Here is a 15671-nt window from a genome sequence, read left to right as displayed (position 1 = left end):
AGCTGGCTCGTCTCCAAGGCGTGGGGCGACTGGGCGACGGAATCGCAATGGCTCTGGCGGCTGTCGACCAAACACGGCTCGAACGGTGTGCTGGGCGACGTCGGCATCCATATCCTCGATTTCGCCGGCTATGGCGCCGGCACCGAGGCCGAGCGGATCTTCGCGCGGCTGAAGACCTTCGACAAGGCGCCGGGAAACCGGATCGGCGAATATGATCTCGACGCCAACGACAGCTTCGTCATGACGGCCGAGTTCAGCAACGGCGCCATGGGCGTGATCCATGCCAGCCGCTGGGCCACCGGCCATCTCAACGAGCTGCGGCTGCGGCTGCATGGCGACAAGGGGGCGATCGAGGTTGTCCATACGCCCGATGGCTCGACGCTTCGCGCCTGCCTCGGCACGGATGTTGAAACGGCAACCTGGCGTGATGTCGGTGCCGGTACTGTTCCGACCAACTACCAGCGCTTCGTCGCCGCGGTTCGGGATGCCAAGACGGTCGAGCCCGGCTTCCGCCATGCGGCAAACCTGCAGAAGGTGCTCGATCTGGSGATGCCAAGACGGTCGAGCCCGGCTTCCGCCATGCGGCAAACCTGCAGAAGGTGCTCGATCTGGCGATGGAGACCGAGGCGGAAAGGCGCGAACTCGGCGCCGTGCATGCCCAGCGCTCCAACAATCATGCGTTCGGTTAACTCGACGGTCGCCCGCTTCCGCCCGGATGTCGCCTGCGGGCGGTCACGCCATGTCTGGATGAAGCCCGTTTGGCAATGTGGTTTTGGGCATGTTTGAGCTTTGCGGGTCGGGTGCAGTCATGTCTCCGGCCTGTTTGTGCGGCACGTTATGACCTGCTGGCCCTGATGTTGTCCGCTTGACCCGATCCTACCACGTTGACGCGCTGTTGGTGCGCAAGACAACGAGAGCGGCGTCGCCTTATAGAGATCACACCGATCAGACGCCGATCGCGATCCCAACCCGGCAGAGGGATAACTTGAATCTCGCACATGTCGCGCGCACCGTCATCAATGTCCTTGTCCAAGCAATATTTGACATCTGACATCTGCATCGCCGCCCAGGCCGCCGGCCCAGGCGTATTCGGACGGCCGTTCAAATGTAACGTGGCCGATCTCAGGCAACATCGGCCAGAGGGGCTGACCGTCGCTCCGTGAATGGTCGCCCTTCGCCTGCTTCGACGCCACCAGTAGGCCGGTTGCAATCTGAGGCTCCGGATTGACGGCCGGGAAGCGATCACCTTTCTTCACAAAGGAGGCCATGAGATAGGGCATATCCTGTCCGCCCAGGCGGGCGCGGCCCACATACTGCACCTGAACGGCGCCCGTGCCACGGGGCTTCAGGTCCAGCAGTTCGGCTGCCTTGCTGGAAACGTCGATGATGCGACCCCGATGAAACGGACCGCGATCGTTGACGCGCACGATGAGCGAAGAACCGTTTTCAAGATTGGTCACCCGCACATAGCTGGGCAAGGGAAGGGTCGGATGCGCGGCGGAAAGGTGATCCGGATCGTAAATTTCGCCGTTTGCGGTCCGCCGCCCGCGAAAGGCCGGGCTGTACCAAGAAGCGACACCCTTCTTGTCGTAGTTCGGGTCTTCCTTCGGATAATAACGCTTGCCTTTGACCACATAGGGCTTACCGACCATATAGCGGCCACCACCCTTGCGAATATTCTTGCCGTAGGCGCCCCGCGTGCTCGCCTTCACGCCGTGTACAATTTCGGAAGTATATCCATTGCTGCGGTTCTTGTGCGGCGCTTGAGTGGATGTACAGGTAGCACAGCTGGCGCAGACCATCGTAATCGCCAGCCATCGCAAGCCTTTGACAGCCGCCCTTACATCAATAACCATCCGTCCAACGCCGGCGACAGCCACCCGTGCATCTGCCGCAAGTCTCGACACGAACGCTCATATCGGCCAGGCGCTCGCAGTCCGCTGTGCATCGGGTCGAGGGACAGACGGAATTCCAGCGGAGGCACTTGTCGATGCATTGCTGCAGTCTGGGGTCGGGCCATTAATTCGCTCCTTCCGTGAATAATTGTAGAATCGGACCTGATGCTAAAAGTTCCATTAGGGCGCGCGAATATACGCAACCCTTCTATTTGGGCTGGCCGCTGACAACGCTACGGCGGACCGCCGACCCGGGGCAGTAGCAGGCCTGCCCGCCTCACCTCGGCGCACCGAGCGGTCGCCGTGCATGGCGCTGGACTGGATCGTCGGATGGAACGGCTGAACTAGCAAGCTGCGGGCGATGACCGGATGGCTTGGAATTTAAATTGGTCGACGTTTGGTTTTAAATTGGACGGGACATCGCCCGCACGCGCTTGTTGACCACCAAGCCTTCGGGTCTCTCTTCGGCATAAGTCGGCAGGTTCGGGATAGGCCTACAAGCGGAACCGATCGGTAGCTGCGGCGTTGGGACTAGTGTTTGACTGACACAAAAAAGTCGGAACCGCAGGTCATGGCCCCCCGGGATTGTGCGCGAGCGGGCACGCCGCTCGACCGACTTTGATGCGGGCGATACGCGCAACTGGCGCGGGGACCTCCCAACAAGACGAAGGAAGATCATGTCGATTCGATCCAAACTTTTCGCAACAGTGGCCTTGCCCGTTTTCGCCGTATCATTCGCGATTCAGCCGGCGCTGGCCGACAGCCTGATGGCGCCGTTTCAGGTAGCGCAGGAAGGGGCCGACCAGCAGTCGCCTGAGGACCTGCTGCTGCTCAAGAAGCGCAAGAAGCAGCATGCCGCCGAGGAAGGGCAGACAGAACAGCAACAACCGCAGGCCGAAGAGCCGCAGCGACAGGTAGAAGAGCCGGTGCGCAAGAAGCGCAAACAGCAGGCCGAAGAACAGCAGCCCGCCGTAGGGGAAGGTGCTCCGCAGCAGGCTGAGGAGCAACAAACTCCTGTGCGCAAGAAGCGCAAGCAGCAAGCCGAAGAGCAGCCCGCCGTAGAGGAAAGCACACCGCAGCAGGCCGAGGAACAGCAGGTGCCGGTGCGTAAGAAGCGCAAGCAGCAGGCGGACGGACAGCAGCCCGCCGTAGAGGAAGGCGCTCCGCAGCAGGCTGAGGAGCCACAAACTCCTGTGCGCAAGAAGCGCAAGCAGCAAGCCGAAGAACAGCAGCCCGCCGTAAAGGAAGGCGCTCCGCAGCAGGCTGAGGAGCAACAAACTCCTGCGCGCAAGAAGCGCAAGCAGCAGGTCGAAGAACAACAGCCCGCCGTAGAAGAAGGGGCTCCGCAGCAGGCTGAGGAGCAACAAATTCCTGTGCGCAAGAAGCGCAAGGAGCAGGTCGAAGAACAGCAGCCTGCCGTAGAGGAAGGCACCCCACAGCAGGCCGGGGAGCAGCAGATACCTGCGCCCAAGAAGCGCAAACAACAGGCGGAAGGACAGCAGCCCGTTCCGGGGTCCGAACAACCCGCAACGGCGGAGCAGCTCCAGGGTGAAGCGCCTCGGGCCAGGTCCGCTCCGATCGTCGTCGACAGGCGCACGAAGGAAGAGAAGCGCAAGATAGCACAGGATCCGGCGGCGACCGATGAGACCGTAGTGCTTCCGGTCGATAACGGCGCGGCTGTGCTCGACAGCGACAAGGACGCCGACAATGCCGGTGGCAACCGGGGGCGCGAGGCTCGGCGCAAGCAGCGCGAAGAGCTGCGCGTCCAGGAGCAGAACATAGCGCCGCCGACCGACGACGCCGCGGCCCAGGCGGAGATTCCAGCCGAAGTGCGGCAGGCGGCCCCGCAGAGGATCGAGGCCGCGATCAAGGAAGAAGGCCAACGCGTCGAAGCGGCGCCAATCTTCGCGGTCCCGGAGACGACGAACATCGTCAATAACACGGTCATCAACAACACGGTGATCAACAACACCACGAACAATGATGTGACCGAGGTGCAGGTGGTCGAGAGGATCGACGATCGCGTCGTCCTCGGCGTCGGCGACCAGTTCTTCGTGCGTGGCGACGATCGGCCAAGGCTCCGCCGCGATTCGGAGGAGACCTACTACGATCAGTTGGCGCGCGGCCGCGTTCGTGAAACGATCGTCCGCCCGGGCGGCTATCGCATCGTCACGGTCTACGACCGGTACGGCAACATCCTGCAGCGGTCGCGCGTCGACAGCGACGGCAACGAGTATGTGCTGATGTACGCGCCGGAATATCAGGAGGAACGACGTCCGGGGATCGTCGACGTCGGCTACGACCTGCCGCCGATGCGCCTGGCGATTCCGGTCGACGACTACATCGTCGATTACGCGGAGGAACCGGATCGGGACTACTACCAATTCCTGTCCGAGCCACCGGTCGAACGCGTCGAACGGGTCTATACGATCGATGAGGTCCGCAATTCGGCCCGTCTCCGTGACAAGGTCCGGCGCATCGATCTCGATACGATCCACTTCGTGACGGCTAGTGCCGAAGTGTCGATGTCGCAGGCCAAGACACTGCGCAAGGTTGCGGACGCGATGCAGAAGGTTCTCGACAAGGATCCCGGTGAGACCTTCTTCATCGAGGGGCACACGGACGCTGTCGGTTCCGACCGCTCGAACCTGGTACTCTCCGATGAGCGTGCCGAGTCCGTCGCAGTCCTCCTGACCGAGGTCTATGGCATCCCGGCGGAAAACCTGGTCACCCAAGGCTATGGTGAGCGCTTCCTGAAGATCCGCACGCAAGAGCCCGAGGAGGAGAACCGCCGCGTGACCATCCGCCGCGTGACGCCGCTGGTGCGCCCGGTCGCCCAGCGGTAACGGAAATCTGACGCGCCATGACATCGAAGGCTCTTCACGAGAGCTAACTGCCTCGAAAGAAGGTCTCAGCGGCTTTTGTTGTCACTGAGACCTTGGAGATTGTGGCGTGTTCCAGCGGTATTTTCTCAAAACGCATAGCATCTGGATTAGTCCCGGCGCTGCGGAAGGCATCGACGAAAACGACAGCGGTTAGTGTTGAATCCCGAAGGCTTGCTGTCCTGAATTCGACGTGTTGGGGCAACTCGCCTGCAGAACCAGTTGAGATTTGCGTGCGTCGACCGCCGTTGGCAGAGAGCTCTGTGGCGCACAAAGAAAAGGCCGCTTCGTTCCGTCACACGCTCTAACGAGCATTGGTCTCCGACTGCAATGCAAGGCTCAGAGCGGAGACGAACACGCGCACTTTGGGCAGGACGTTCCTGGTGGTCGGGTAGACTGCCCAGATCCCAATTTCTTCAGGAGTGGCGTCATCGAGGACCACGCGCTGCAGCCGCCCTTCGAGTACGTCATCGGCGATCGCCCATTCGGAAAGCAGGGTGATCCCAGCCCCGGCGACACAAGCAGATTGGCATCCAGCGATGCTGCTCGAAGAAAACCGAGAGCCTATGCGAACATGGGTTTCGGAGCCACTGGCGACGAAAGTCCAATGCGTGACTCCTGTCATAGGAAGGCAATCATGGTGAGCGAGGTCATCGATGGAACGCGGCATCCCACGCCGCTCAAGATAGCCCGGCGAGGCAACAAGCGTTCGTGGGTTATCCGCAAGTTTTTGTGCGATCAGGCTGCTGTCCTTTAGACGCGCGATGCGGATTGCCAAATCGGTTCCGGTAGCCGTCAGGTCAGGCAGGCGGTCATTCATATCCAGGGCAATCTGCAGTTCTGGATTAGCCGCAAGGATAGCTGGGACCAGCGGAGTCACAATCTTCACGCCAAATACGATTGGCACCGAGACGCGAAGAAGCCCCGCTGCGCCAAGCGTGTCCGCGCGAACCTGTGCGCGGCCTTGATGTTCATTTTCAATGATGGCCTGAGCGTACGGAAGGAAAGTTTCACCTTCGGGCGTCAGCGACAGTGACCGAGTCGTCCGGTGAAGCAAACGCACGCCAAGCGTTGCTTCCAGCGCGGAGAGGCGCCGTGTCGCCGCCATCGGCATTAAACCAAGACGGCGCCCTGCCTCGGATATGCTTCCGGAAGAAACAGCGCCCACGAAGACCTCGATGTCGTCAGTGTTCATTATAACGGGTTTCGATAAACAGGCTCAACATTAGCCAATACTACAACGGAAGGCGATGCAAAGCTACATCTGTCGCGATCTCATAGCTTGAAAGGCTCCGGAAATGACAATCACGACCGTGAATGCAAAAACGCCTACGGGATTGAGTAGAGTTGGCTTGCTCGCCATGGCCACCGCCAGCGGCATCGCTGTCGCCAACATCTATTACAATCAGCCGATGCTAGGCATCATCGAGGCCGATTTTCCCGGCCAGTCCGCAACCGCTCTAGTACCGACCGCCACCCAGTTGGGATACGCTCTCGGTCTCTTCCTTCTTCTGCCTCTTGGCGATCTGGTCCACCGACGCAAGCTCATCATTGGACAGTTTCTGATCCTTGCCATCGCCCTGTCCCTAGCCGCTGTTTCCTCGTCCGCGTGGATATTGGTCGCTAGTTCCCTTCTGGTTGGAGCAAGCTCGACGGTAGCGCAACAGATCGTTCCCTTCGCGGCTTCATTGGCACCTGCTGACAAGCGCGGGGCGACCATCGGAACCGTGATGGCGGGCGTCCTGTCGGGCATTTTGTTCAGCCGAACCCTATCTGGTTTTGTCGGCGAACATGCCGGCTGGCGCGAGATGTTCTGGATTGGCGTGCCGATGGCCTTGGTGGCCGCCGCGATGATGTTCGCGACGCTTCCAGATCATGCTCCCACGTCTCGTTTGCATTACCGCAACGCGATCAAATCGCTGGGGCACCTCTGGACACATGAGCCATCTCTTCGGACAGCGACCCTCGTACAAGCCGCCCTCTTCGCTTCGTTCACCGCGTTCTGGACCATACTTGCGCTATATCTTCAGGGCCCGAGCTTCGGCCTTGGTGCCGATATTGCCGGGCTTTTCGGTATCGTGGGAGCGGTCGGCGTTTTCGCTGCTCCGGTAGCGGGTCACATTGCCGACAAGCGTGGACCGCATTTCGTTGTTTGGCTTGGCGCGGCCTTGACTGTCGTGTCCTGGATTATCTTTGGAGCATGGGCTTCGATCGTGGCTCTCATCATGGGCGTCATCGTCCTCGACTTCGGCATTCAGGGCGCATTGGTCTCCAATCAACACATTATATATGCACTCAATCCGGATGCACGAAGCCGCCTGAACACGATCTTCATGACTGGAATGTTTCTTGGCGGCGCGACGGGATCGGCACTTGCTTCAGTTGCCTGGCAAAATGGCTCTTGGCTCGGTGTGAGCCTCGTGGGCGGTGTCTTGCCGCTACTCGCTTTGGCCGTAAAAGCGCTTGGTCGCTCACCTCAATTGTAAGATCAAAATCAACGTTGTGCGAGCATCAACGCGGGAGGATGGTGCTCATCGCCCTCCATATTATTTCAAAGGATGCAATGGAATCGAAACGATTGCTGCAATTGTTGTCACTCCGGATTGGTGGCAATTTCCCTTCGTCAGACGAACACAGCGTCGCTGAGGGCAAAAGACAAAGATCGCAGGGCGCGAATATGACTGACAAATTTCTTCCCATGACGCGCCGCGGCGCGCTGCTTTCCGGAGCGGCTGCCGCCGCCACCATGGCACTCTCCACATCATTCAGCTTTGCAGGCAACGCTGCTGCTTCCACCGCCAACTCAATCGAAGGGGACAATGCAATGAGCACCATCACCACCAAGGACGGCGTCGAAATCTTCTACAAGGACTGGGGCCCGAAGGATGCGCAGCCGATCGTATTCCACCACGGCTGGCCGCTGTCGTCGGACGATTGGGATGCCCAGATGCTGTTCTTCCTCGCCAACGGCTACCGCGTCGTTGCCCATGACCGCCGGGGCCACGGCCGTTCGGCGCAGGTTTCCGACGGTCACGATATGGATCATTACGCCGCAGACGCCTTTGCGGTCGTCGAAGCCCTCGACCTGAAGAACGCCGTTCATATCGGCCACTCCACCGGTGGCGGCGAAGTCGCCCGCTATGTCGCAAAGCATGGCGAACCATCCGGCCGCGTCGCCAAGGCCATCCTCGTCTCCGCCGTTCCGCCGCTGATGCTGAAGACTGAAATCAATCCTGAAGGCCTGCCGATGGAAGTGTTCGACGGCTTCCGCTCGGCGCTCGCCGCTAACCGCGCGCAGTTCTTCCGCGACGTCCCGGCCGGTCCCTTCTATGGCTTCAACCGTGACGGTGCGAAAGTCCAGGAAGGCGTGATCCAGAATTGGTGGCGTCAGGGGATGATGGGTGGCGCGAAGGCTCATTACGACGGCATCAAGGCTTTCTCCGAGACCGATCAGACCGAGGACTTGAAGGCGATCACTGTTCCGACTCTCGTCCTGCATGGCGAGGACGACCAGATCGTACCGATCGCTGACTCGGCGCTGAAGGCGGTCAAGCTTCTGAAGAACGGCACGCTCAAGACCTATCCGGGCTTCTCGCACGGCATGCTGACCGTGAATGCCGACGTCTTGAACGCTGACCTTCTCGCCTTCGTTCTGTCATGATGTAGAAGTTGCGGCCGCGGCAAAACTTGCCGCGGCCGCACCCACTTAATCCTATAAAACGCGTCAGATTCCATACTGCGAGGGGCCTCGCACGCGGGGTCATGAACCCATACCTCAGTCTAGCATCACCATCTGACCTGCCGCCTGCTCCTCGAAGAATTTCGAGAAAGACGCAATGCGGGGCGGCAATGCCTGATAGGGCGGGTAATAAAGCGTCAGCCACAGATCGGGCGGCGCCCATCCACGCAGGACGTGAACCAAGCGGCCTGTTTTCAAATGTTCCGAGACATGAAATCCAGGCAGCATCGCCACTCCGGCACCATCAGCTGCCATGTCAGCCAGAACCTCACCGTTGTTGGCACTGAACGCCCGGCCCGCCGAGATCGTTATGCTCGATCCGCCGTCCGACAAAACCCAGTTTTCCCGCCGGCTTTCGCCGCTATAGGCGAGGCAATCGTCGGGCGTCAGTTCGCTGGGATGCTGTATATCGACAAACCGGCTTCCGGGTGCGGCAACGAGAATGCGCGGCACGACCCGGATCTTGCGCCAGATGGTGAACTTATCCGATGGCTGCGAGGAAATGCGGATCGCAAGGTCGTAGTCGTCGTCGACGATGTTCACCAGACCGTCAGATAGCGAGATTTCAAAGCTCATTTTTGGATAGAGCTCCCTGAAGCCCGATAGGATCGGCGGGAGCACGGCCTTGCCGAACCAGGTCGGCGCGCTGATGCGCAACCGTCCCTGATCAGCCTTGTGCGCATTCATGACATCCCGCCGTGCATCTTCAAGCGTCTTCACGGCCGGCTGGATCTGCGCGGCGAAAATCGCTCCGTCAGTTGTCAGCGAAACCTGCCTTGTCGTGCGCACGAAGAGCTGCACGCCAAGTTCGGCCTCCAGCGCAGCGATGGCACGGGTCACGGCTGCCGGCGTCATGTCAAGTTCGCGGGCGACCTGAGCGAAGTTACGTTTTTCGGCGGCGAGTAGGAAGGTTCGGAGGGCTTTGTAGTCGTTCATCTCGATTATTTCAAAAATAGCAATTCAATCGGAAGAAATATTGCAATTCCGCGAATCCATCAACCCGGTTACATCTTTCTCCATCGAAACGGACAAAGCCAACGAAGAAAGGCACCGGCCATGATCAAGGATATCAAGGGACTGCATCACGTTACCTCGATGGCGTCGGATGCGCGCGAAAACAACAAGTTTTTCACCGACGCCCTCGGACTGCGCCGCGTGAAGAAGACCGTCAACTTCGACGATCCCAGTGTCTATCACCTCTATTATGGTGACGAGAACGGGACGCCCGGCACGGTCATGACCTACTTTCCGTTCCAGAATATGATGATTGGCCGCCCAGGTGTGGGCGAGGTGGGCGAGACCCAGTTCTCCATCCCCAAGGGCTCGCTCGGCTTCTGGAAGGATCGCCTAGTTGCCAAGGGCGTCGGTGGATTGGAAACAGACGCAGCGTTCGGCGCCAACCGCCTCCGTTTCATCGGACCTGATGGCGACGGGCTCGCCCTGGTCGAAACGGCCGATGACACCCGTGCCCCCTGGATCGCGGAGGGCATCTCAGACCAGACGGCCATTCGCGGCTTTGCCGGCGCCCGCTTCAACCTGCATGATACGGCGGCCACGGAGGAACTGCTTGGTTTCATGGGCTACCAGCGTGCCGAGACCGAAGGCGACGTGACCCGCTTTATCATCCCTGGCGGCAACGGTGCCGATACGATCGATCTAGCAGCGCTTCCGAAAACACCGTTTGCCCGCCAAGGTGCCGGCTCGGTCCACCATATTGCCTTTGCCGTCGACAACCGCGAGAAGCAGCTCGAAGTGCGCAAGGCGCTGATGGATACCGGCTACCAGGTGACTCCGGTCATCGACCGAGATTACTTCTGGGCGATCTATTTCCGGACCCCGGGTGGGATCCTGTTCGAAATTGCGACCAACGAGCCCGGCTTCGATCGTGATGAAGACACCGCACATCTCGGCGAAGCGCTCAAGCTTCCGAACCGATATGAAGCCTTCCGTGACCAGATCGAAGAAAACCTGGTTCCGCTTGCCGCATAGGATCCGATCTGAACCGGTCCCCTGATCAACACACATCTTCACTTTCGAGACGGCTGCCTGAGCCAGGCAGTCGACCGCCGAAGGCTTATCAATTTCAAACGCCACACCGCACCAGACATCAAAGGGAGAACTAAAATGTCCAAGCTCGAAGTCCTGACCCCCGTCAACAGCCAGCTCATTTTCATCGACCAGCAGCCGCAGATGGCATTCGGTGTCCAGTCGATCGATCGGCAAGTGCTGAAGAACAACGTCGTGGGCCTCGCCAAGGCCGCCAAGGTCTTCGATATTCCGACGACGATCACCACCGTCGAGACCGAATCCTTCTCCGGCCACACCTATCCCGAACTGCTCGCCGTCTTCCCGGAAAACGACATCCTCGAGCGCACTTCGATGAACTCCTGGGACGATCAGAACGTCCGCGATGCGCTGGCGAAGAATGCTGCCAACGGCCGCAAGAAGATTGTCGTGTCAGGTACGCAATGGACCGCATGGTTCAAGCCGGCGTCATTCCGGTGACCTGGCAGCAGGTCCTCCTTGAGTGGCAGCGCGACTGGGCGCGGAAGGAAACCTATGACGCCGTCACCACGCTGTTGAAGGAGCATTCCGGCGCCTACGGCATGGGCATCGATTATGCCTACACCATGGTCCACAAGGCCGCTGAACGCGTCACGCACGGCAAGCGGATTGGCCCGAACCCGGCAAAGTAACCCAGCAAGAACAGCCGCTCCGCCAGGACAAGCCCGTCGGAGCGGCAATCTCATCTCAGCGAGGACGAATTCCATGAAACTCTATCTCATGTCCATCGGTGCCGGCTTGCTGGTCGGCATTGTCTATAGCCTCCTCAATGTGCGTTCGCCGGCCCCGCCGGTTGTCGCCCTGGTTGGCCTTCTTGGCATCCTCGTTGGCGAGCAGCTTGTGCCTTTTGCCAGAACGCTGTGGAGCAAGGAGCCCGCCGCCGTTTCCTGGATCAACCAGATCAAGCCGCAAATGTTCGGTCATATGCCGAAGGGTGGGAACCAAAATGACCTCGCTGCGGCTCGTCAGGTCCAGGTCAAGTCTGATAGCTGACCGCCAAGAGGAGAGTAGCATTGCGGTTCGCGGCGACACCTAGCCATTGCCCAATATCCAGGGACCGCTCACCAAACGGCGCGATGGCCGAGATAGGTCGCTACGACTTTGCCGTCCTCGATGTCGAGCGCGGCCCCACTGTAGTTTGCTGCCGGCTCCGCAACGCAGCGAGCCTGTCAGGCAGAGGGGAACCTGAAGACGAGGGCCTATCGCGACGTCGCTGGCATCTGGACGGCTACGGCCCCTCGGGTCGCTGATCTCAGGTGAATTGAATTGCGGGTATGTCGTTCGCAACCACAGGCATTCCGACTTTGGCCTCTCCATGAAAAGCTTTCCACCAGTTCAATTAGAAGCCGCCGCGAGGGATCACCTTTTATCGCGCGGTGACGGAGGAGAGGGCAAATTGCGGTGACGGAGACGGAGTTTCAGGAACTACCCTTTTCGCGCAGCAAGGTTGAATTGTCCGCCCGTTCGAGCTTAGCGAGGTGTTCCGCGCAGATTGTTTTGACCGGATCGTAGAGAACGGAAGTTCGAGCGGTCAGCCATGCCATTGCCTCCTCGCTGATCTCGTAGTGTCCCGAGTAGCGGGCTTTCACATACGCCTCATTCAGCGTGTTGAACCATGACTGCGATGTTGATCCCGAGGTCAGGCGTCCGTCAGGCGCACATCCTGACCCTCAGCCAAAGGGACCCATTGCCCCGACCGCGATCATTTTGGAGCGGTCAACATGACCAGGACAATTGCGGTGAGAAACGGGCTGATAGACAGCAGCGCAATGATGTACGTCCCGGCAAACAATACATCGATCGCCAGGTGGCTCGCGCCCATCGAGCGCTACTTGAGAGAGGTTCGGTCGGTCTCGCCGGAGTTCTGAAACTCCAACACGGCGTTCCGAGGAGGGGCCCACCCCTTCACAAGGGCCCCTGTAACGACGCTTGCCATGCAGATGCTAACCAATCGAATTAACTCGCCGATCTCTTGGCGAGATGGTTCACCAACCGTGCTGCTTCCTCAGCAACCCCAGGTATAACTCCCGACTTCCGAGTCGAGGCAAAATCGAGGCCGGAAAAATACAGTCCGGGAACGAATCCGATCCCCTCCTCGTGAATAGGCTGGCCGTCGTCGTCGATGGTGTCCGGGACTTTGATCCACCGGAAATCGCCTCTGAAGCCTGTGCCCAGATTACCGACGCTATGCCGCTCGTCGCCAATTCGATTGAGCGGATCGGTGGATCGGCGAGGCGTGGGGCGATCACCTCGGCAGGATCATCCTCGGCAGGCGGCGCGTTCAGCCCGGCGCGCCCGATGTAAGCGTCAATAAGGCGCTTGACGTTGGCTGAGCTCTCGTCGGCAAAACGCATGTGCTCATCCAGGTTGTCGCCGAATACCAGGCTGCCATTCGTCATACCCAAGAAGCGACCGAGCAACACGACCCCCTGGGCGCTCAGCGATTGCAGGCTGATGGTGTGGGTGGTACCAAGCAAGCCTCGCGGCGGCAGCTTCCCCGATGGCAGGATGATTTCCCTGCGCGGTACGTCGAAATAGCCGGACAGGGTCATCCAATTGAAGATGTCGCCGCCGCGATAATAGCGGACCAGACGGCCGACTCGGCTCGTCGCCAGAAAGACCGAGCGTCCCGCGAGTGCCAAGTCCTCGGCAATCTGGTCGCCCGATTGACCGCTGCCGACTACAAGAACAGCACCTTGTTCCAACTCGGCTGCATTGCGATAGGCCGAGGAATCGAGTTGGCGGACCGTTGCCGGCAGTTCCGCCGACTCAGGCGACCGTTTCGGACAGTTCAGGCTACCGCTCGCGACGACGACGTTGCGGGCCTGAAAGACACCACGCGGTGTCGTCACAAGAAAGAGTTCGTCATCTCGGGACAGTTCCTCTGCTGGAGTCCCGGTTATCACCGGCAATTGGTGCCGCTCAACATACTTCTCGAGATAAGCGACAAATTGATGCTGTGTGCTGGCACCCCAGGGATCAGGCACGTCATGGGAATCACCGGGCAGCAGCGAGCGAATGTTAGGCGAGTTCAGACGGAAGGAATCCCAGCGCTGGGTCCGCCAGGTTTCTCCGATGCAGCCTCGCTCAAGCACCTGATGATCGCGACCTTGCTGCTTGAGTAAATAACTGATCCCAAGCCCGGCCGAGCCCGCTCCGACGACAACCACGTCAAGTATCCCCGCCATGGCACATCCTCCCAACAAGACGGCATCGTAGGAATCGAAGCGCGACGGCCCCGGATCAACGTTCAGGCGGACCTGCTGGCGGTGCCGCCATCTGCCTGGTCCTGGATGACGGTAACATGGATTCGATCAACTCTAAGGAGAAAGGCGTTGTTCGTTTGTGTGCCCGCAGGCCAGCAGCATCCCCAAGTCTCAACGACTGAATGCGGGAAAGCGCGCCGTTATCCCATGCTCGTTCCTGGGAGCAGACCCGAGGCTACGCCCTCAGCAAGGAAAGAAGTTTCACTGCCTGGCAGAGCTGTCGGATGAGATGATCGATGAGGCCCTCGAAATCGCTGTCGATGCGCCCTCGAACAACACGCTTCGCTCGATTTGGAACTTCGGTGGCAGGACGCTATATGCCAGGGGAATCCCTGCTAAACGGTCCAACGCCTTAACGTGCAACCGCTTCGGATGCGACGGCTGGTAGTGCCGTCATTTCAAGGCCCGCCGCGGTGGCGATCATGCTCACTGTGCGTCGCCGAATTGTGCGTGACCAATCTAGCGCTCTGCAGCTCAACGCTCGTCTAACGCCAAGTTTTTTGAGATATTGAGTATGGCAGGTCACCCGATCTGCCCAGTTGAGGGAGGATGTCATGCCACTGTTCATAACCACAGGGTGCTATACAACCACGTCAGCGAAGGGAATGATTGACAGTCCATCGGACCGAGAAAAGGCGGCCCGTGGCATCATGGAAGCAGCGGGCGGGAAACTGCATTCTTTCTACGTTACGACGGGTGAAACCGACTGGATGGCAATCACGGAATTCGACGATGGCGCTGACGTGGTCCCCGCACTTCTCGTTGTCAGCGCATCGGGAGCTGTATCGAATGTAAAAACCGTGCGAGCCTACACGGGCGCGGAATTCCAGGCTGCGCAAGAGAAGGCGGGCAAAATCGCATCTTCCTATGGGCCCCCAGCAAAATAAGCAGGCCGCTGGTTGAAACGTTTTTGGCAGCGGAACCTCCGCTGCCAGAAACGAGGTGCATTTTCCCCAATGTAGACGCACGTTCCTCCCCGCCACAGTACATTGCCGCGCTTTGGTGTTTTGTACTTGGCGACAACGTTCACGTGCTCGCTCGCGATGGTGACTGGCACGCCCTAGCCATATTCGCATGTTCCGCCCGGACAGGGAGCGGATTATCGAAGCCATGCACCCTTATCGCCATCAGTCGCCCCCTGGATGTCATCTTCGGATGCGGAGAGCTGATACGCACGATCCTTCTGAGCTGCGCGTAAGCGACCGCCCACTGACCAGCAGTGATATAGCGCAGGGCGGTGATGAGAGGCGACGACGCGCGGGACAGGAGGTATGTCTCCGGGCTCGTCCGAAATCTGTGCCTACCTGTTTTTGAACTGATGTCGCTATCCCCGATCTGTCGCACACACGGCTTGGCGCTGGATCCTTCGATTGTCTGCTGCAGCGTCTCATGAAGCGAAAGCGGTCGATCGCCGAGCGAGTTCTTTGGCCAGCCGAGACCACCGAGAGCGAGACAAAGATGCTTTATTACGCGGTGGTGGCGGCCTCAGACGTCGAGCTTGAGACAGTCTTTCGTGAACTCATGCACTGAGCGGACAAACATCTAGCAACCGGCCTGGCCACAACAGCTAAGATCGCAGCTCTCGGCGTGACGCGGACCCGGCAGTCTACGGCGCAACCTTTCAATTCGCACGGCAAAAACGGCCAGCGCCCAGCGTTGACCGTTGACGCTGCACTCAGTCACATGTACCGATTGACACACTGTTTACCGATCGGTACAGTGAAAGAGATCTGGAGATCATGACCATGACTGAACAACGCCCACCACTGCCCCCTTTCACCCGCGAATCGGCAGCGGCCAAAGTCCGAGCTGCAGAGGACGGATG

At 59.6% G+C, this 15671-nt stretch carries 10 protein-coding genes and 5 pseudogenes; 10 read left to right on the top strand and 5 right to left on the bottom strand.

Annotated elements, in window-relative coordinates:
• On the top strand, positions 1–786 hold a 786-nt coding region (locus ASD52_RS28405; protein WP_244497536.1), incomplete at its 5' end, for a Gfo/Idh/MocA family oxidoreductase.
• Between the two features lie 398 nt (positions 787–1184).
• On the opposite strand, the pseudogene ASD52_RS40430 reads toward ASD52_RS28405, so the two are convergent.
• Positions 1185–1856 (bottom strand): annotated as a pseudogene (locus tag ASD52_RS40430) (septal ring lytic transglycosylase RlpA family protein); the annotation flags it as partial.
• Between the two features lie 716 nt (positions 1857–2572).
• Here ASD52_RS40430 and ASD52_RS28395 point away from each other — a divergent pair.
• A complete protein-coding gene (locus tag ASD52_RS28395; protein WP_057226356.1) occupies positions 2573–4741 on the top strand; it encodes an OmpA family protein in 2169 nt (722 codons plus the stop codon).
• A gap of 340 nt (positions 4742–5081) precedes the next feature.
• Here ASD52_RS28395 and ASD52_RS28390 read toward each other — a convergent pair whose 3' ends face one another.
• A complete protein-coding gene (locus tag ASD52_RS28390) occupies positions 5082–5972 on the bottom strand; it encodes a LysR family transcriptional regulator (protein WP_057211074.1) in 891 nt (296 codons plus the stop codon).
• Positions 5973–6075: 103 nt separating this feature from the next.
• On the opposite strand from ASD52_RS28390, the gene ASD52_RS28385 reads away from it, so the two are divergent.
• Together ASD52_RS28385 and ASD52_RS28380 are read left to right on the top strand one after the other, a co-directional pair.
• Positions 6076–7263: an MFS transporter gene (locus ASD52_RS28385; RefSeq protein WP_057226354.1), complete on the top strand. Its 1188-nt coding sequence runs from the start codon at positions 6076–6078 to the stop codon at positions 7261–7263.
• A gap of 191 nt (positions 7264–7454) precedes the next feature.
• Positions 7455–8438: an alpha/beta hydrolase gene (locus ASD52_RS28380; RefSeq protein WP_057211069.1), complete on the top strand. Its 984-nt coding sequence runs from the start codon at positions 7455–7457 to the stop codon at positions 8436–8438.
• A gap of 114 nt (positions 8439–8552) precedes the next feature.
• On the opposite strand, the gene ASD52_RS28375 is transcribed toward ASD52_RS28380, so the two are convergent.
• A complete protein-coding gene (locus tag ASD52_RS28375; RefSeq protein WP_057211067.1) occupies positions 8553–9452 on the bottom strand; it encodes a LysR family transcriptional regulator in 900 nt (299 codons plus the stop codon).
• 120 nt (positions 9453–9572) lie between these two features.
• Here ASD52_RS28375 and ASD52_RS28370 point away from each other — a divergent pair, with 120 nt between their 5' ends.
• The 3 genes and pseudogenes from ASD52_RS28370 (at position 9573) to ASD52_RS28360 (ending at position 11573) form a co-directional block, all read left to right on the top strand.
• Entirely contained in the window at positions 9573–10505 is a 933-nt protein-coding gene (locus ASD52_RS28370) for a VOC family protein (RefSeq protein ID WP_025429594.1), read from the top strand.
• A gap of 135 nt (positions 10506–10640) precedes the next feature.
• A pseudogene (locus ASD52_RS28365) lies at positions 10641–11212 on the top strand (isochorismatase family protein).
• 73 nt (positions 11213–11285) lie between these two features.
• Positions 11286–11573 carry a XapX domain-containing protein gene (locus tag ASD52_RS28360; RefSeq protein WP_057226352.1) on the top strand — a complete coding sequence of 96 codons (288 nt, stop codon included), beginning with the start codon at positions 11286–11288 and terminating at the stop codon, positions 11571–11573.
• 425 nt (positions 11574–11998) lie between these two features.
• Here the strand turns inward: ASD52_RS28360 and ASD52_RS37935 are convergent.
• Positions 11999–12258, bottom strand: a pseudogene (locus ASD52_RS37935) (nucleotidyltransferase); the annotation flags it as partial.
• A 43-nt stretch (positions 12259–12301) separates the two neighbouring features.
• On the opposite strand from ASD52_RS37935, the gene ASD52_RS38915 reads away from it, so the two are divergent.
• Positions 12302–12448, top strand: a complete 147-nt coding sequence (locus tag ASD52_RS38915; protein WP_156407922.1) for a hypothetical protein — start codon at positions 12302–12304, stop codon at positions 12446–12448.
• 88 nt (positions 12449–12536) lie between these two features.
• On the opposite strand, the pseudogene ASD52_RS28355 reads toward ASD52_RS38915, so the two are convergent.
• Positions 12537–13768 (bottom strand): annotated as a pseudogene (locus ASD52_RS28355) (NAD(P)/FAD-dependent oxidoreductase).
• A 632-nt stretch (positions 13769–14400) separates the two neighbouring features.
• On the opposite strand from ASD52_RS28355, the gene ASD52_RS28345 reads away from it, so the two are divergent.
• A complete protein-coding gene (locus ASD52_RS28345) occupies positions 14401–14733 on the top strand; it encodes a GYD domain-containing protein (RefSeq protein ID WP_057211180.1) in 333 nt (110 codons plus the stop codon).
• An 858-nt stretch (positions 14734–15591) separates the two neighbouring features.
• A pseudogene (locus ASD52_RS40425) lies at positions 15592–15671 on the top strand (DUF1348 domain-containing protein); the annotation flags it as partial.

Source organism: Ensifer sp. Root142 (assembly GCF_001426785.1).
GTDB lineage: Bacteria > Pseudomonadota > Alphaproteobacteria > Rhizobiales > Rhizobiaceae > Ensifer > Ensifer canadensis.
The sequence above is the reverse complement of the archived record's forward strand: the minus strand, read 5'-3'. Positions and strand labels throughout refer to the sequence as shown.